19 protein-coding genes and 1 other RNA gene are annotated in these 15,917 nt (G+C 70.1%); 9 read left to right on the forward strand and 11 right to left on the reverse strand.

Going from position 1 to position 15,917, the window contains the following annotated elements:
* Nucleotides 1–158 precede the first annotated feature (158 nt).
* Nucleotides 159–1,082 carry a hypothetical protein gene (locus ACZ4U1_RS06060; protein WP_467900200.1) on the forward strand — a complete coding sequence of 308 codons (924 nt, stop codon included), beginning with the start codon at nucleotides 159–161 and terminating at the stop codon, nucleotides 1,080–1,082.
* Nucleotides 1,083–1,185: 103 nt separating this feature from the next.
* Here the strand turns inward: ACZ4U1_RS06060 and ACZ4U1_RS06065 are convergent, their stop codons facing one another.
* Complete coding sequence (locus ACZ4U1_RS06065; protein ID WP_467900202.1) at nucleotides 1,186–1,386, reverse strand: hypothetical protein; 201 nt, start codon at nucleotides 1,384–1,386, stop codon at nucleotides 1,186–1,188.
* Between the two features lie 263 nt (nucleotides 1,387–1,649).
* On the opposite strand from ACZ4U1_RS06065, the gene ftsE reads away from it, so the two are divergent.
* From ftsE to ssrA, 5 genes are all read left to right on the forward strand, one after another.
* On the forward strand, nucleotides 1,650–2,339 hold the full coding sequence (gene ftsE / locus ACZ4U1_RS06070) for a cell division ATP-binding protein FtsE (protein WP_055707746.1): 690 nt from the start codon (nucleotides 1,650–1,652) through the stop codon (nucleotides 2,337–2,339).
* Between the two features lie 42 nt (nucleotides 2,340–2,381).
* Nucleotides 2,382–3,299 (forward strand): permease-like cell division protein FtsX, encoded by a 918-nt coding sequence (gene ftsX / locus ACZ4U1_RS06075; RefSeq protein ID WP_467900205.1) that lies wholly within the window; start codon nucleotides 2,382–2,384, stop codon nucleotides 3,297–3,299.
* A gap of 68 nt (nucleotides 3,300–3,367) precedes the next feature.
* Nucleotides 3,368–4,552 (forward strand): S41 family peptidase, encoded by a 1,185-nt coding sequence (locus ACZ4U1_RS06080; protein ID WP_467900208.1) that lies wholly within the window; start codon nucleotides 3,368–3,370, stop codon nucleotides 4,550–4,552.
* Nucleotides 4,553–4,631: 79 nt separating this feature from the next.
* Nucleotides 4,632–5,174: an SsrA-binding protein SmpB gene (gene smpB, locus ACZ4U1_RS06085; RefSeq protein WP_467901439.1), complete on the forward strand. Its 543-nt coding sequence runs from the start codon at nucleotides 4,632–4,634 to the stop codon at nucleotides 5,172–5,174.
* Nucleotides 5,175–5,288: 114 nt separating this feature from the next.
* Nucleotides 5,289–5,658: a transfer-messenger RNA gene (gene ssrA / locus ACZ4U1_RS06090) on the forward strand.
* A 63-nt stretch (nucleotides 5,659–5,721) separates the two neighbouring features.
* On the opposite strand, the gene ACZ4U1_RS06095 is transcribed toward ssrA, so the two are convergent.
* A complete protein-coding gene (locus ACZ4U1_RS06095) occupies nucleotides 5,722–6,957 on the reverse strand; it encodes an MFS transporter (protein ID WP_467900210.1) in 1,236 nt (411 codons plus the stop codon).
* Nucleotides 6,958–7,041: 84 nt separating this feature from the next.
* Here ACZ4U1_RS06095 and ACZ4U1_RS06100 point away from each other — a divergent pair, with 84 nt between their 5' ends.
* From ACZ4U1_RS06100 to ACZ4U1_RS06110, 3 genes are all read left to right on the forward strand, one after another.
* Nucleotides 7,042–8,046, forward strand: a complete 1,005-nt coding sequence (locus ACZ4U1_RS06100; RefSeq protein WP_467900213.1) for a LysR family transcriptional regulator — start codon at nucleotides 7,042–7,044, stop codon at nucleotides 8,044–8,046.
* Between the two features lie 399 nt (nucleotides 8,047–8,445).
* Entirely contained in the window at nucleotides 8,446–9,252 is an 807-nt protein-coding gene (locus ACZ4U1_RS06105) for a hypothetical protein (RefSeq protein ID WP_467900215.1), read from the forward strand.
* Between the two features lie 19 nt (nucleotides 9,253–9,271).
* A complete protein-coding gene (locus ACZ4U1_RS06110; protein ID WP_467900216.1) occupies nucleotides 9,272–11,440 on the forward strand; it encodes a bifunctional polysaccharide deacetylase/glycosyltransferase family 2 protein in 2,169 nt (722 codons plus the stop codon).
* On the opposite strand, the gene ACZ4U1_RS06115 is transcribed toward ACZ4U1_RS06110, so the two are convergent.
* The 9 genes from ACZ4U1_RS06115 to ACZ4U1_RS06155 all read right to left on the reverse strand — a co-directional run bounded on the left by ACZ4U1_RS06115 (nucleotide 11,385) and on the right by ACZ4U1_RS06155 (nucleotide 15,784).
* Nucleotides 11,385–11,720 carry a hypothetical protein gene (locus ACZ4U1_RS06115; protein WP_467900218.1) on the reverse strand — a complete coding sequence of 112 codons (336 nt, stop codon included), beginning with the start codon at nucleotides 11,718–11,720 and terminating at the stop codon, nucleotides 11,385–11,387. The genes ACZ4U1_RS06110 and ACZ4U1_RS06115 overlap by 56 nt on opposite strands.
* A gap of 33 nt (nucleotides 11,721–11,753) precedes the next feature.
* A complete protein-coding gene (locus tag ACZ4U1_RS06120) occupies nucleotides 11,754–12,275 on the reverse strand; it encodes a hypothetical protein (protein ID WP_467900220.1) in 522 nt (173 codons plus the stop codon).
* 79 nt (nucleotides 12,276–12,354) lie between these two features.
* The gene (locus tag ACZ4U1_RS06125; RefSeq protein ID WP_467900223.1) at nucleotides 12,355–12,579 is read right to left on the reverse strand and encodes a DUF397 domain-containing protein; all 225 of its coding nucleotides are present in this window, start codon (nucleotides 12,577–12,579) and stop codon (nucleotides 12,355–12,357) included.
* Nucleotides 12,580–12,718: 139 nt separating this feature from the next.
* On the reverse strand, nucleotides 12,719–12,901 hold the full coding sequence (locus ACZ4U1_RS06130; RefSeq protein WP_467900225.1) for a hypothetical protein: 183 nt from the start codon (nucleotides 12,899–12,901) through the stop codon (nucleotides 12,719–12,721).
* An 89-nt stretch (nucleotides 12,902–12,990) separates the two neighbouring features.
* On the reverse strand, nucleotides 12,991–13,839 hold the full coding sequence (locus ACZ4U1_RS06135; protein WP_467900227.1) for a helix-turn-helix domain-containing protein: 849 nt from the start codon (nucleotides 13,837–13,839) through the stop codon (nucleotides 12,991–12,993).
* 27 nt (nucleotides 13,840–13,866) lie between these two features.
* Nucleotides 13,867–14,388 carry a DUF6879 family protein gene (locus ACZ4U1_RS06140; protein ID WP_467900229.1) on the reverse strand — a complete coding sequence of 174 codons (522 nt, stop codon included), beginning with the start codon at nucleotides 14,386–14,388 and terminating at the stop codon, nucleotides 13,867–13,869.
* Complete coding sequence (locus ACZ4U1_RS06145; RefSeq protein WP_467900231.1) at nucleotides 14,363–14,602, reverse strand: hypothetical protein; 240 nt, start codon at nucleotides 14,600–14,602, stop codon at nucleotides 14,363–14,365. Before ACZ4U1_RS06145 ends, ACZ4U1_RS06140 begins: the two co-directional genes overlap by 26 nt.
* Nucleotides 14,603–14,721: 119 nt before the next feature.
* Nucleotides 14,722–14,925 (reverse strand): DUF397 domain-containing protein, encoded by a 204-nt coding sequence (locus ACZ4U1_RS06150; RefSeq protein ID WP_467900233.1) that lies wholly within the window; start codon nucleotides 14,923–14,925, stop codon nucleotides 14,722–14,724.
* Nucleotides 14,926–14,932: 7 nt separating this feature from the next.
* Nucleotides 14,933–15,784 (reverse strand): helix-turn-helix domain-containing protein, encoded by an 852-nt coding sequence (locus tag ACZ4U1_RS06155; RefSeq protein ID WP_467900235.1) that lies wholly within the window; start codon nucleotides 15,782–15,784, stop codon nucleotides 14,933–14,935.
* Between the last annotated feature and the right edge of the window lie 133 nt (nucleotides 15,785–15,917).

Consider the following 15,917-nt stretch of genomic DNA (forward strand, 5'->3'; position numbering starts at 1 on the left):
TTGAAAAATGGGAAGGGTGAGGCGCGGCATGCGTACTTGAGGGGCGCATGTGAACCGGGGGATCAAGTTGACGCTCTTCGTCACCAGCTGCCTCCGTCGATCACGGCACGCCCCACGCGAAGCCTCATTGACGAACAGCTACTGGGGGTAGCAACCATATGACGAAGAAGACGCGGATCCGGGTCGCGCGGATAGCCGCCGGCGCCGTGATCGCGGCCGGTGCGTCGCTGACGGCCGCCGGCGCGGCTTCCGCCCTGGACCTCGATGTCCAGGCGGGCCCGATCAGCCTCGGTGTGAGCGGTGTCGGCGCCGACGGCGGCAACACCGACGGCGGTGGCGACCCTTGCCCGATCGGTATCTGCACCGACGGCGGCACCGACGGCTCGGGCGGTACCGACGGCGGCTCCACCACCACCGACGGCGGTACCACTGACGGTGGTACGACGGACGGCGGTACGACGGACGGTGGCGCCGCCGACGGCGGCTCGACCACCGACGGCGGCACCGTCACCATCGGCGGCTCCACCACCGACGGCGGCACCGTCACCATCGGCGGCTCCACCACCGACGGCGGCACCACCGACGGCGGCTCCACCACGGACGGTGGCTCCACCGACGGCGGCAACGGCAACTCGGGTGGTAACGGCAACTCGGGCGGCAACGGCAACTCGGGTGGCAACGGCAACTCCGGCGGCAACGGCAACTCCGGCGGCAACGGCAACTCCGGTGGCAACAGCGGCACCAGCGGTTCCACCGACGGCGGTTCCACCGACGGCGGTTCCGTCGGCGGCTCCGGCAGCACCGGTGGCGGCTCCACCGACGGTGGCTCCAGCAGCACCGGCGGTAACCACACCGAGCCCGAGGGCGGCAACAACAACGTGCCCCAGGCCGAGGGCTCCTCGGCGCTGACCGAGACCGGCTCCGGCGACAGCTCGGCCCAGGGCGGCGGCAAGCAGCTCGCCGAGACCGGTGCCGGCCAGACCGCGTTCCTGCTCGTGGGCGCGGCCACGATGATCGCCGGCGGCGTCGGCTTCCGCATCCTGCCGCGTCTGGTGAGCGGCCGGGGCGGCGCCGCCGCCTGACCGTAGCCCTACGGTCACGCAGCGCACGCACAGCACACCGTAAAGGGCCCGGAGCTTCGCGCTCCGGGCCCTTTACGACGCTTCGGCGGGTCTTCTCACCCGGTCACACGGTCTGGTGCGCCAGCAGCGCCACCGCTGCGATCAGCACCGCCAGCAGCGCGATCAGCGCCATCGGGTTCAGCCCGTTCAGGCCCCCGAGGAAGCCCTCCTGCTGCAGACGCTCGCGGTTGGCACGGCACACCGGGCACCGGCCCTCACTCACGGGCGCCGCGCAGTTCGCGCACACCAACCGGTCGTACGTCATGCGCTCGCCCTCCTTGCACCGGCCATCACGCGTACAACGTTCGTGGGGACGAGAACGTTCCCCCGCGTTCCCGTTCTCCTTCGTTTCCCTTCCACTGTGCCAGGTTCCCGCGGACCGTGCGCGGGGCCTGTCGGGAACGGGCCCGGGGCGGCGGCCGGTACAAAAACGTACAAGTCTTGCCCAACCTCAACCTGCGACTGCACTTGCACACCCGGTTCGCGTATGGTCACGCTCATCTACCCCCGGCGACCCGTGGTGCATCCGTGATCCGATTCGACAACGTCTCCAAGGTCTACCCCAAGCAGACCCGCCCCGCACTCAGGGATGTCTCCCTGGAGGTGGAGAAGGGCGAGTTCGTCTTCCTCGTGGGGTCCTCCGGCTCCGGAAAGTCCACTTTCCTGCGGCTCATCCTCCGCGAGGAGCGGTGCAGCCACGGCCAGGTGCACGTGCTGGGCAAGGACCTCGCGCGGCTGTCCAACTGGAAGGTGCCGCAGATGCGCCGCCAGTTGGGCACGGTCTTCCAGGACTTCCGGCTGCTGCCGAACAAGACGGTCGCGGAGAACGTGGCCTTCGCGCAGGAGGTCATCGGCAAGTCCCGCGGCGAGATCCGCAAGTCCGTTCCGCAGGTGCTCGATCTCGTCGGGCTCGGCGGCAAGGAGGACCGGATGCCGGGCGAGCTGTCCGGTGGTGAGCAGCAGCGCGTCGCCATCGCGCGCGCGTTCGTCAACCGGCCGAAGCTGCTCATCGCCGACGAGCCCACCGGCAACCTCGACCCGCAGACCTCCGTCGGCATCATGAAGCTGCTCGACCGCATCAACCGGACGGGCACCACCGTCATCATGGCGACGCACGACCAGAACATCGTGGACCAGATGCGCAAGCGCGTCATCGAGCTGGAGAAGGGCCGCCTCGTCCGCGACCAGGCCCGCGGCGTCTACGGCTACCAGCACTGACCGCACCAGCACCCAGTTCCCGAAAGGCCTGAAGAACCCGCCATGCGCGCCCAGTTCGTCCTGTCGGAGATCGGTGTCGGTCTCCGCCGCAACCTGACGATGACCTTCGCCGTCATCGTCTCCGTCGCCCTGTCCCTGGCCCTGTTCGGCGGTTCGCTGCTGATGAGCGACCAGGTGAGCACCATGAAGGGCTACTGGTACGACAAGGTCAACGTCTCGATCTTCCTGTGCAACAAGCACGACGCGGAGAACGACGTGCACTGCGCCAAGGGCGCGGTCACCGAGGACCAGAAGAAGCAGATCCTCGCCGACCTGAAGGAGGTGCAGGTCGTCGAGAAGGTGACCTACGAATCGCAGGACGAGGCCTACAAGCACTACAAGGAGCAGTTCGGCAACTCCCCGCTGGCGGGCTCGCTCACGCCGGACCAGATGCAGGAGTCGTACCGGATCAAGCTCAAGGACCCGCAGAAGTACCAGGTGATCGCGACCGCGTTCAACGGGCGGGACGGCGTGCAGTCGGTGCAGGACCAGAAGGGCATCCTGGACAACCTCTTCCAGCTGCTGAACCTGATGAACCGGGGCGCGCTCGGCGTGATGGCGATGATGCTGATCGTCGCCCTGCTGCTGATCGTCAACACCGTGCGCGTCTCGGCGTTCAGCCGTCGGCGCGAAACCGGGATCATGCGCCTGGTCGGTGCCTCGGGCTTCTACATCCAGGCGCCGTTCATCGCCGAGGCCGCGGTCGCCGGACTGATCGGCGGCGGCCTCGCCTGTGTGGCGCTCGTGGTCGGCCGGTACTTCACCATCGACCACGGCATGGAGCTGTCCCACAAGCTCACGCTCATCAACTTCGTGGGCTGGGACGCGGTGTTGACCAAGCTGCCGCTCATCCTCGCGACCAGTGTGCTGATGCCGTCGCTCGCGGCGTTCTTCGCACTGCGCAAGTACCTGAAGGTGTGACGCATGCCAAGGGGGTCGTACGGTCATCCGGCCGTACGGCCCCTTCGCGTTGCCCTAGACTCGCCGCCATGTCAGGCCGTGACCTGTTCTGTCAGCCCCGCCGCGTCCGCCGTGGGGCCGCCCTGACCTTGGTTTTCGCCGGTGTGCTGATCGCCGGCGCCGCCACCGGTTCCTTCCCGGAGTCCGACGCTTCCGCGCGGAAGGCGGCTGCCGGTCCGGCGGGGGCGGCGAGCCGGCACGAGGCCGTCGAGAGGGCCGCCGCCGAGGCGATGGCCGACGGCAAGTCCCCGGTGGAGGCCGCCGAACGGGCCGTCAGCCGCAGCGGGGACCGCTGGGCCGCGGTCTACTCCGAGGGCGAGTACGAGGAGTTCCAGGACGCGCTCGACGGCCGCTACACCGGCGTCGGCCTGTCGGCGCGGCAGGAGCCGGACGGCCGTATCGAGGTCACGCGGGTGCAGCCCGGCTCGCCCGCCGCCGACGCCGGGATCCGCACCGGCGACCGGCTGCGCACCGTCGACGGCCAGGCGGTCGACGGGCGGCCGGTCACCGAGGTGGTCGCCTTACTGCGCGGCGACGCACTCCGCGGGGAGGCCGAGGACGCCCCGGCCGGTACGACGGTCACCCTCGGTCTGCAGCGCGGCACGCGCGCGTGGAGCGAGACCCTGCACCGGGCCCGGCTGTCCACCGACTCCGTGACCGTGCGCCGGCTGCCCGGCGGGGTGACCGTCCTGAAGATCGCCGCCTTCACCAAGGGCTCCGCCGACGCGGTCCGCGAGGCCCTGCGCACCACCCCGGCCGACGGCCGGACCGTCCTCGACCTGCGCGGCAACTCCGGCGGCCTGGTCACCGAGGCGGTGGAGACCGCCTCCGCCTTCCTGGACGGCGGCCTGGTCGCCACCTACGACGTCGACGGCGCCCAGCGCGCCCTGCACGCCGCCCCCGGCGGCGACACCACCCGGCCCCTGGTCGTCCTCGTCGACGGCGGCACCATGAGCGCGGCCGAGCTGCTCACCGGCGCCCTCCAGGACCGGGGCCGCGCGGTGGTGATCGGCTCCCGCACCTTCGGCAAGGGCTCCGTCCAGATGCCGACGACCCTGCCCGACGGCTCGGTGGCCGAGCTGACCGTCGGCCACTACCGCACCCCCTCCGGCCACACGGTCGACGGCCGGGGCATCACGCCCGACCTGGAGGCGGGCGCGCACGCGCTGGAGCGGGCCGAGACGGTCCTCACCGGCCTCGGCGACCCGTCGTAGCCACGCCCCGCGGTCACGTAATCGGCTGTACGCAGACCCCCTGTGTGGTGCGAAAATGGGCGGCACTATGAGCAAGGGAATGTACGTACCGAAGGAGTCCCAGCCCAAGCAGGGCGGCGGGGCCGCCAAGGCCAGGGACGGCGAGAAGGGCGGCAAGCGCAAGATCGTCGCCCAGAACAAGAAGGCCCGGCACGACTACGCGATCATCGACACCTACGAGGCCGGGCTCGTGCTCATGGGCACGGAGGTCAAGTCGCTGCGCGAGGGGCGGACCTCGCTGACCGACGGCTTCGTCCAGATCGACCGGGGCGAGGCGTGGCTGCACAACGCCCACATCCCCGAGTATCACCAGGGCAGCTGGACCAACCACTCCGCGCGCCGCAAGCGCAAGCTGCTCCTGCACCGCGAGGAGATCGACAAGCTGGAGTCGAAGTCCCAGGAGACGGGACACACGATCGTGCCCCTCGCCATCTACTTCAAGGACGGCCGGGCGAAGGCCGAGATCGCTCTCGCACGGGGCAAGAAGGAGTACGACAAGCGGCAGACCCTGCGGGAGAAACAGGACCGCCGCGAGTCGGAGCGGGCGATCGCGGCGGCGAAGCGCAGGCAGCGCGGCGTCTAGCCGGCCGGCCGCCGGGAATAGGCTGGCATCGTCGGGCGTTGGTCACGTACGATGGCGGTGCACTCCACAGAGGGTGCGCGAGCCCCTCCACGGAGGGGATTGAAAAATCAACATGGGGATGATCGGTTTCGACAGCGGCTGTCGAAGCAGGGGAAGCGTGTCGAGGAAGCGGCAATGATCTCGTAAACCATATGTCGCAAAAAATAATCGCCAACACCAAGCGCGATTCCTTCGCCCTCGCTGCCTAAGTAGCGACTTGCGAAGTGTCAGCCCGGGGCTGTTCCCGACCCGGATCCTGGCATCAGCTAGGGAACTAAACCTCTAGACCCGGTCACGGGGTGTAGAGGGAAATCAAACAGTGACTGAGCCCGTCGGAGACTTGTCCGCGTGATCTCCGGGGCCGAGAAAATCGCAGCGGACTGCACACGGAGAAGCCCTGATTCCGCACCGTTGGACGCGGGTTCGATTCCCGCCATCTCCACGAGGCCCCCTAGGGGGTCACCCCATGTGGGCGAAGGCCCCGCCGCGCGAAGCGGCGGGGCCTTCGTCATGCCCGTCCGCGGGCCGGCCGTCGTACCGCCTCCGCGACCCCATGGACGAGCAGCGCCAGCGAGGCCGCCGCGGCCGGTACGGCGAAGGCGGTCACCCGGGAGACGTGCTCCGCCGCCCAGCCGCCCGCCGCCGAACCGCAGGCGATACCCGTGAGCAGCCCGGTCACCATCAGGCTCATGCCCTCGTTCAGCCGGTCGGCCGGGGTGCGCCGCTGCACCAGGGTCATCGCCGTGACCATGGTGGGCGCGGTCGCCATGCCCGCCACCAGCAGCGCACCGGCCAGCACCAGGAGCGAGCCCGTACCGGCCGCCGCCCAGGGCAGGGCCATGAGGACGGCCATGGCCGCCAGGCACCGGGCGAGCCGGGGACCGGCCGGCTTCAGCGCCCCGTACGCGAGCCCCGCCGCGCACGAGCCGGCCGCCTGCAGCGCGAGCACGACACCGGCCGCCGCCCGCTCTCCCCGCGCGTCGGCGAACGCGATCGTGGCCACCTCCATCGCGCCGAACACCACGCCGGTGGCCGTGCAGCAGGCCAGCAGCGGCAGGACACCGGGGCTGCGCAGCGGCGACGGCGCCTTCGAGCGGGCACGCGGCGGCGGCTCGGTCGCCCGCTGGGCGGTGAACAGCAGCATGCCGGCGAGCAGCAGCACCGCCGCGGCCAGCGTGCCCGCCTCCGGGAAGAACGTGCCGGTCAGGAAGGACGCCAGCACCGGTCCGAGCATGAAGCACAGTTCGTCCGCGGCCTGCTCGAACGCGTTCGCGGTGTGCAGCGCGCCCGGCTCGTCGCGCAGCAGATGGGCCCAGCGGGCGCGGGACAGGCCGCCGATGTTGGGGGTGGCCGCGGTGCCGGCGTAGGCGGCGAACAGGGTCCAGTCGGGGGCGTCGCAGCGGACGCACAGCAGCAGCGCGAGGCCGCCCAGCACCGCGACCACCGTGGCCGGCAGCGCGATGCGGGCCTGCCCGTGCCGGTCCACCAGCCGGGCGAGCCAGGGCCCGGCCACCGCGGTCGCCGCGAGCCCGGTCGCGGACACCGCACCGGCGAGGGCGTACGAGCCACGGGAACCGGCGATCATCACGACCGCGCTCACACTGAACATGCCGACGGGGAGGCGGGCGAGGAGGTTGCCGGCGGTGAAGGCGCGCGTGCCGGGAAGAGTGAAAAGGTAACGGTATCCAGTGCTTTGCGAGGCGGCAGGTGATATCTGTCTGTCTTCGGCGGTCTGTTGCGGCATGGCTCCACCGTCACCCGGAGTCGATCACCGGGTCCAACACCTTCTGCGTACCGATTCACGCACTCGCGTTGTAAGTTCGCCGGCATGCCCGCCCCCACCCACATGGACCCCCGCCTGCTGCGCGCCTTCGTCGCCGTCGCCGAGGAACTGCATTTCACCCGGGCCGCGGCCCGCCTCTACGTCGCCCAGCAGGCGCTCAGCCGGGACGTACGGCGGCTGGAGCGGGAGCTGGGCGCCGAACTGTTCGTCCGGACCACCCGGCAGGTCACGCTGACCCCGGACGGTGAACGTCTGCTGCCGCACGCGCGCCGGGTTCTCGCCGCCCAGGACGACCTGCTCGCCGCGTTCGCGGCCGGCCAGGCCCGCCCCCTGCTGGTCGACCTCAACACATCCGGCCTGGTCACCGGCCGCCGCGTCCTGCACCGGGCCCGCGAACTCGCCCCCGACTGCGAACTGATGGCCCGCTACGAGAGCGGCCTCACCGGAGCCGCCGCCGAACTGCTCGCCGGCCGCCTGGACGCCTCCTTCGGCCGGTTCGCCGGCCTCGACCCGGCGCTCCGCTCCGGCCTGGAGCAGCAGCCGGTGCGGTACGAGCCGATGGCCGTCGTCCTGCCCGAGGACCACCCGCTGGCCGCGTCGGCCGAGGTGCCGCTGTCCGCGCTGGCCGGGGAGACGGTGTACGCCGGTGCCGGCAACCCGCGCACCCGGGAGTGGACCGACCTTGCCGTGCGGCTCTTCGACCACCGCGCCATCCGGCTCGCCCCGCCCCTGCCGCTGGCCGTCGGGGACGAGGAGTTCAGCCGCGTCATGGCCAAGACCCGGCACCCGGTGCTCGCCGTCATGGACTTCCCGCCCATGCCCGGAACGGTACGGCGGCCCCTCGTCGACCCGGTTCCGCTGTCGCCCGTCTCCCTGGTCTGGCGGAAGGGACTGGTTCATCCCGGACTGACCGCACTGCGGAAGGCGGTGGCCGAGATCGCCCGGGAGGAGGGGTGGCTGCGGCGGCCTGCCGGGGGATGGATTCCGGCCATGGATGAGGAGGTGATGAACGACGTGCGCTACATTCATGGCCCGGGCACAGGGTGGTAATGGGGGCGCTCGGGCCGGGTGGGGGCCTGGTCCGGTCGACGGAGGCCCGGATCGTGAGCGCGCCCTTCGAACTGTCCCGTGGGGGGATGTACGCGCGTGAAAAAGTGTCCTGAAGACGCCCAACCTGAGGGCCGCGAAGTCGCGTCCGCAGGGCGGAGTGTGCCTGCGGGCGGGGGCGAGGAGCGGACGCTTTCGGCCGCGGGGCCGGTGGGGTCCGTTGAGTCGGCCGAGCCGGGGGAGTCCGTCGAGCCGGGCGCGCCTGGGGTGGCTGCCGCCGAGTCGGGCGAGTCGGGCGAGTCGGCGGGGGCTGCCGCCGAGTCCGCCGAGTCCGCCGAGTCCGGGGGTGCTACCGAGCCTGCCGCTTCGGTCGAGGCTGCGGCTGAGCCCGTCGAGGGTGCCGTGCCTGCCGCCGAGCCCGCCGAGCCGACCGAGGGTGCTACCGAGCCTGTTGCGTCGGTCGAGGCTGCGGCCGAGTCCGCCGAGGCTGCCGGGGCTGCCCCCGAGCCGGTCGAGGCTGCCCCGCCTGGCGAGGGTGCCCCCGCGTCCGCCGAGGCTGCCCCCGAGCCCAGCGCGTCCGCCGAGCCGGACGACGTGACCGTCCAGTTGGAGGACGTCCGTATCGTCCCCGTGGGTGCGGAGTCGGTCCTGGACGAGGCGCGTGGTTCCGAGGGGCCGGTGTTCGTGGACGAGTCGGGGCGTCGTAGCCGGCGTTTCCGTCGGCTCGGTGTGGCCGTGGGTGTGGCCTGTGCCGGTTACGCCGCCGTCATCGTCGCCACCCTGCTGTCCGGCAACTCCGCCGCCCCCTGGCTGCCGGTACCGGGCCAGGACGAGGACAAGCCGGCCAGCAAGGTGGACACCTCGCCGCTGCCCAGCGCCTCCACCACCTCGACCCCGTCCGGAACCGGCGCGGTGAACGGACCGGCCGTGGGCGCCGCGGCGACCGGCACCGCCGTACCCGGCAGCGGGGCCCCCGCCGACGCCGACGCCGGGGCCGACGCGTCGGCTTCCGGTGAGCCGGCGGCCGGCACGTCCACCACGCCCGGCGCCACGGACTCCCCGTCCCCGGCCGCACCCTCCGCCGGCGAGACCCCGGCACCGTCCGCCTCCGGCACCGCCACCGCTCCGGCGCCCACGCCGACCCCGACGGGCAGTACCCACATCCCGCCCGGCCGCACCCGGCACCCGCACCCCAAGCTCTCCCTCTGACCAGGCGGAACCCCTTCAGATGGCCTCACACCCCCGGCGCCGTACCCGGCTGCCGCTGCGCTACCTGCTGCCCCTCGTGGTCCTCGGCGCCACCCTGGCGATGCTGATGCTGCGCGGCTACGTGCACAACGAGATCCTCGCGGACCACCGCGTCCGCCCCGCCGCGGCGAACGACGAGGTGCCGCGGCGCATCCTGGACGGCGGCCCGGTCATCGACACCCGCCACGACCGCGCCCGCAGCCTGCGCATCCCCGACCACCGCATCGTCCTCACCTTCGACGACGGTCCCGACCCGACCTGGACCCCGAAGGTGCTCGACGTGCTGAGGAAGCACCACGCGCACGCGGTCTTCTTCGTGACCGGCACCATGACCTCCCGCCACCCGGAGCTGGTCCGGCGCATGGTCGCCGAGGGCCACGAGGTGGGCCTGCACACCTTCGCCCACCCCGACCTGTCGTACCACTCCACGAAGCGGATCGACTGGGAGCTGTCCCAGAACCAGCTGGCGCTCGCCGGAGCGGCCGGTATCCGCAGCTCGCTGTTCCGGCCGCCGTACTCGTCCTCCGCGAACGCGATCGACAACAGGTCCTGGCCGATCGCCCGGTACATCGGCAGCCGCGGCTACCTCACCGTCGTGGACGACACCGACAGCGAGGACTGGCGCAAGCCGGGCGTCGAGCAGATCATGCGCAACGCCACCCCGCACGGCGGCCGGGGCGCGGTCGTCCTGATGCACGACTCGGGCGGCGACCGGCACCAGACCGTCCAGGCGCTGGACCGGCTGCTGCCCCGGCTCCAGCAGCAGGGCTACACCTTCCGGACCCTCACCGGCGCGCTGCGCGCACCGAGCGCGGACACCAAGGTCACGGGCCTGGACCTGTGGAAGGGGAAGGCCTGGGTCTTCCTGGTGAGGGCGTCCGACAACATCACCGCGGTCCTCGTCGTCGGCCTGGCCGCCGTCGGTGTCCTCGTCCTCGCCCGTTTCGCCCTGATGCTGCTGCTGTCCGGCGCGCACGCCCGCCGCACCCGGCGCCCCGACTTCCGCTTGGGCGAGGGGCCGGTCACCGAGCCGGCGTCGGTGCTCGTGCCGGCGTACAACGAGGCCAAGTGCATCGAGAACACGGTCCGTTCGCTGATGCGCAGCGAGCACCCCGTCGAGGTGCTGGTCATCGACGACGGCTCCAGCGACGGCACGGCGGACATCGTCGAGGCGCTCGCCCTGCCCGAGGTCCGGGTGATCCGCCAGACCAACGCGGGCAAGCCGGCCGCCCTCAACCGGGGCCTGGTGAACGCCCGGTACGACCTGGTCGTGATGATGGACGGCGACACCGTCTTCGAACCCGCCACCGTCCGCGAACTCGTCCAGCCCTTCGCCGACCCGCGCGTCGGCGCCGTCGCCGGCAACGCCAAGGTCGGCAACAAGAACCGGCTCATCGGCGCGTGGCAGCACATCGAGTACGTGATGGGCTTCAACCTCGACCGCCGGATGTACGACGTCCTGCGCTGCATGCCGACGATCCCCGGCGCGGTCGGGGCGTTCCGCCGCTCGGCGCTGGAGCGGGTCGGCGGCATGAGCGACGACACGCTCGCCGAGGACACCGACGTCACGATGGCCCTCCACCGCGACGGCTGGCGCGTGGTGTACGCCGAGAAGGCCCGTGCCTGGACGGAGGCGCCCGAGTCGGTCCAGCAGCTGTGGTCCCAGCGTTACCGCTGGTCGTACGGCACCATGCAGGCCATCTGGAAGCACCGCCGGGCGTTCTTCGAACGGGGTCCGTCGGGCCGCTTCGGCCGCGTCGGCCTGCCCCTGGTCTCCCTCTTCACGGTCGTCGCCCCGCTGCTGGCCCCCCTGATCGACCTGTTCCTCGTCTACGGCCTGGTCTTCGGCCCGACCGGAAAGACGATCGCGGCCTGGTCCGCCGTCCTCGGCGTGCAGGCGGCTTGCGCGGCCTACGCCTTCCACCTCGACCGGGAACCGCTGACGCCGTTGCTGGCCCTCCCCCTCCAGCAACTCCTCTACCGCCAGCTGATGTACGTCGTCCTGCTCCAGTCCTGGATCACCGCCCTCACCGGCGGCCGCCTCCGCTGGCAGAAACTCCGCCGCACCGGCGGGGTGACGGCACCGCCGGCTCCTACTCCGGGTGGGCCACCGCTTCCTTCTGCAACTGCACCGCGGCCAGCAGACTGAGCCCCGGCTCGGCCTGGCGCAGCGCCTTGATGGCGGCGACGGACGTGATGTCCCCGGTGAACCCGACGTCGGCCAGCCGGGTACGCACCCAGTCGGCCCGCAGCTGCCCCTCACTGGCGCCGGCCGTCTGCCCGACGATCGCGACGGCCCGCTCCAACCCCGCCCGCTCCTCCTCCGAGGCCCCGTCCAACGCCTCCCGCAGCGCCGCCGCGACGAGGTCGGAGTCCCGGATGACCAGCACGAGGTCCTGGCGCTTGGTGAATCCCGTGAAACCCTTCATGGTGATCATGCTGGACGTCTCGACCGGCCCTCTTCAAACCACTTGAGCAGTTCCAGAGCCTTGTCCCGCTTCCGGTGCCGCGGGACAGGCGAGGGTGGGCATCGAGCGGTTGGGGGAACAGGTCACGACGGCCAACGACAGATAGGCGGGACGCTCCAGATAAGCCCCGCAGGACACATCCTGTCCCCGACAGAGCTGCTCGGCGGCCCGGTCGACCAGTGCGGCCAGTCGGTCGGCATCCCGTTCCCGGCCCGAGGCGAACCGGTGCGCGTACTCGGCCAGCCGCTCTCCCAGCCAGGCCGCCGCCTCCTTGGGCTCTTCCCAGGTACCACGGATCAGCGAACGCGGCTTGACGAGCCAGTACGCCGTTTCCAGGGGCGGTAGATCCACGACAGGAAACTCGCTCGCGACTTCCCGGTACCGCCGGAACAGCCGCTCCGCCGCCGGGTCGTCAGGGCCGGGTGGGGGCGGGGGCTCCGGATGCGGAGGCCGCCGTAGAGCCTCGTTGTCGAAGCGCTCTTTCGGGCCGGTCCAGAGGTAGCCGTGGTGGTGCACCAGTCGTTCCCGCTGTGAGAAGCGCCGACCGGTCCGGATCCGGTGAGGGGGATCCGGCCCGGCCGACGGAGGGGGAGGTTCAGACACGCAGACCGAAGCGGGTCGGGTCGATCCCGGCCGCCGCCAGCTCCGCCGAGCTGAAGCGCAACGGCTCCAGCTCCGGCCGCTTGCTGTCACCGAGGGCCCAGGCGTCCTCCCCGATCCGGGCGAGCACCACGCACCCTTCGGTGCGGGGGCCGCCGCAGGCCTGGACGAAGTCCACGGCGTCGATGTCGAGGGCGTACAGATCGGTTCCGTTCTGCATCAGGTGCCTCCTGATCGTCTTGCGGCCGTTGCCCGACCGCCACCGCTGCGGAATGGGCGGAAGTCTTTTGGGAAGGGGTGCTGCCAACTGGAGGTGTGAGTCGGCTTCCTGGGCGGAACGCGTCAGGCTTCGTATGAGATCAGTGCGCCTCGTCCTGGTGCGCGCGCAGTTCCACGTTGCGGTCGGACACGGCGCTGTAGCCCCCGGTGGAGCGCGCGTTCAGCCTGGCGTTGACGAGCGACAGGCACCTGGCGCAGCCCGGCACGGCGGTGGGCTCGGCCGGCAGCTCGGCCAGGTGGTAGTCCCGCGGCCTCTGTGACAACTCTGCCTCCCCGGCTGGTTCTGTGATGCAACGACCGTAGGGAGACGGCAACCTGGACATCCACGATGTTGCAGGCTGTTGCACACCAATCACCCGAGAGAGTCAAGGGCCCTGCTGATCAGCGAACGAGCGCGCGTACCGTACACAGCCATCCGTGAGAGCCGGGCGAATGCCCGGAGATAGACATCGACCTCAGTCGGTGTGGTCACGGTGACCTTGGCGGCCAACAGTTCAACGTGGACCCGCACGTCGTCGAACACCATGAACGTCTCCGGGCCCCACATCACCCGAGGAGCAGTTCGCGGAATGATGCCCAAGGACACGGCAGGGTAGGACATGGCCGTCAGAAGGTAGCCGAGCTGCTCACCCATCACCGCGTCGCTGCCGATGCGATGGGTGAGCACGTCCTCTTCCACCAGCATGACTACGCGGTGCAGCCCATCCCGGATGATGTGTGACCGGCCGACACGCGCGGCTGCTGCTGCGTCCACGTCGTTCGGCAGCTTGCGGAAGTCAGAGATGAGCGACAGAAGCGCACGGGCGTAGCCCTGTGTCTGGAGCAGGCCAGGCATGACACGGGAGCAGTAGACCCGAAAGAGCTGTGTGCGCTCGTAGAGAGGAACGTTGGCCTCTTGGAGTCTGCGCAGTCCGGTGCGCTGTACCCGCCGCCATTCGACGTACATGGAATCGGCCGAACGGGACGATTCGATGAGATCCGGGGCCTGCTCCTCCGCCTGACAAGCGCGGCACCAGGCCCGGATGTCGGCGTCCGAGGGAGAGGTCTTGGCCGCCTCGATGCGGGAGGTCTTGGCCTTGTTCCACCCGCAGCGATCAGCCAGCCCCTGCATGGTCAGGCCTGCATCCCGGCGGAGATCTCTGAGACGCGCGGCGACGGACTCCCGAGCAGCCTGGGCGCTGGAGGACGGAGACGAAGGCATGGGCCGGCTGATGGGTGCTGCCAGTGGTCAGATCTTGTAGTCCTCGTGCGGTATGCCTCGCTCCCAAGCCGCCTCGAAAGATGCGGCAAACAGCTTCAAGACATCCGGCTCTGAGCTGAAATCGTCGTTCACGAAGGACCCGTCTCCTGTGAAGTGGTGAATTCGGGCCAGCCGGTCATCGAACACCCAGAAGTCGTTGCACGGGACCGTGAGATCGGAGGCGAGACGTCGGGGCACCCACCGGACCTGTTCACCAGCGGTGACATTGGCTCGTGTCACATAGTGCTCCCAGCGGATGTATTCGGAAACCGGCTCACTGACGATCCGCACGCGGCGGACGGCCACTCCGCGTGCAACGGCCTGCGCGATCTGTTCGTGAAACGGACGCCACCAGGATGCGCGATCGTCCCAGTCCACGCGCTCGCCGCGCCGCCAGGCGGCAAACCGCTCGTTGTCTCCGTAGGTGTCTCGTGTCTCCAGGTGGACCGCTGAGCGATCCGTGGTCTGGAGGCACTCAGCGAAGCTAGGCTTGTGAGCGTTCTGCGGCATCGCATGCCTTCCTGATCTGGGCCACCATTCGGGCCGGGATACGGATGACTGCCTCGGTGCCCGGGATCGGTCCCACTTCCAGACACTTCTCGCGGGTCGCTTCATCCGCCTTCCAGCCTTGCAGGACAAGGTCGGCGTTTTCGTCGTCCACCCAGACCGCGGGGCACTGGTCCTCGTCTGATTCGGGATCCTTGCCGAAGAACAGCAGAGACATGGCAACCTCTCCACGCGTTGAGTGCGTTGGAACGTGCTGCACGAACCTGACCAGCACGAGCCTTCAGCGGCAAGGGGGCATGAGGAGCAGGGTGGGGCGCGAGCGGTGCACGACAGTCGCTAATGGGCTCGTGCACGAGTGGAGAGTTCAGCCTTCCCCGCGTACGGCAGGAATGCGGCCCAAGTGGAGGGGGCCAGTGTGAGGTGGGGGGTGGTGGGGGTCTTGGAGTCACGGATGCGGACGGTGGTGGGGGTGGTGGCTACCTCGACGCAGTTGGAGGCGTCGGGGCTGTAGGTGGACTTCTTCCAGCGGAGATCGGGCACGATTACCTCAGACACTTCGGGCGATGCGGTGGATCAGGTCACGGGACTGTGTCGGCTTGAGGGCGTTCGCCTCCATACGGTCGAGAACGATGCGGTACTTGTCCAACTGCGCTTCGGCGTCCAGGAACTCGCAGCCGTGATGGGTGTCCAGCTGAACGGTGTCGAGCTGAGGAACCTGCCCCACCAGGTAGTCGACGGACTGACCGGTACCCGGAAAATGGCCCTTACCGAAGGGGATGACCCTCACGGTCACATGGTCCATTTCGCTCATCTCCAGCAAGTGGCCGAGCTGAGCGCGAACTGTGGCGGCGCCGCCGTATCCCATGTGAAGCGCGCACTCGTGGATCACCGCGGTGTATGGGGGCGGGTTGTCCCGGTACAGGATTTCCTGCCGCTTGACCCGGTGGCTGACGCGGTGCTCGATCTCGTACGGCCGCAGTGACGGCACCGCCTCCTTGAAGAGGGCGCGAGCGTGATCGGTCGTCTGGAGTAGGGCCGGGATGTGGATGACCAGGGCGACGCGCAGCGCTGCCGCGTGGTACTCCAGCTCGGCAAGGTCGATAAGGCCGACTGGTAGGTGGTCGCGGTAACTGTCCCACCAACCATGCGCCTGGCGCTGAGTCATCGCGGCCAGCGCGTCCACCAGGGCTGCGTCCCCGCAGTCGTAGGCCCGGGCGAGGGAGCGGACGCGGTCGGCGCTGAGGGGACTGCGCCCAGTCTCGATCATGCTGACGCGACCTTGGTTGACGCCCAGCCGAGCGGCGGCGCCGGTAGCCGTAAGGCCTGCCCGCTCGCGAAGCTTTCGCAGTTCAGCCCCGAGGCGCCGTTGGCGCAGGGTGGGTGTGCTACTGGGTGACAACAAGCCTCCTTCCAGCCGCCGTCTCGACGTGCGGGTACCTCACACGAGGTAATTACTGATGCACTTCTCTTGATTCACTGAGAAGTATCTCAGTGCTGCGCTAGCGTACAGCGCATCGCCCAACTCCCCTGGC

The sequence above is a fragment of the Streptomyces sp. NPDC028928 genome, from assembly GCF_055564915.1.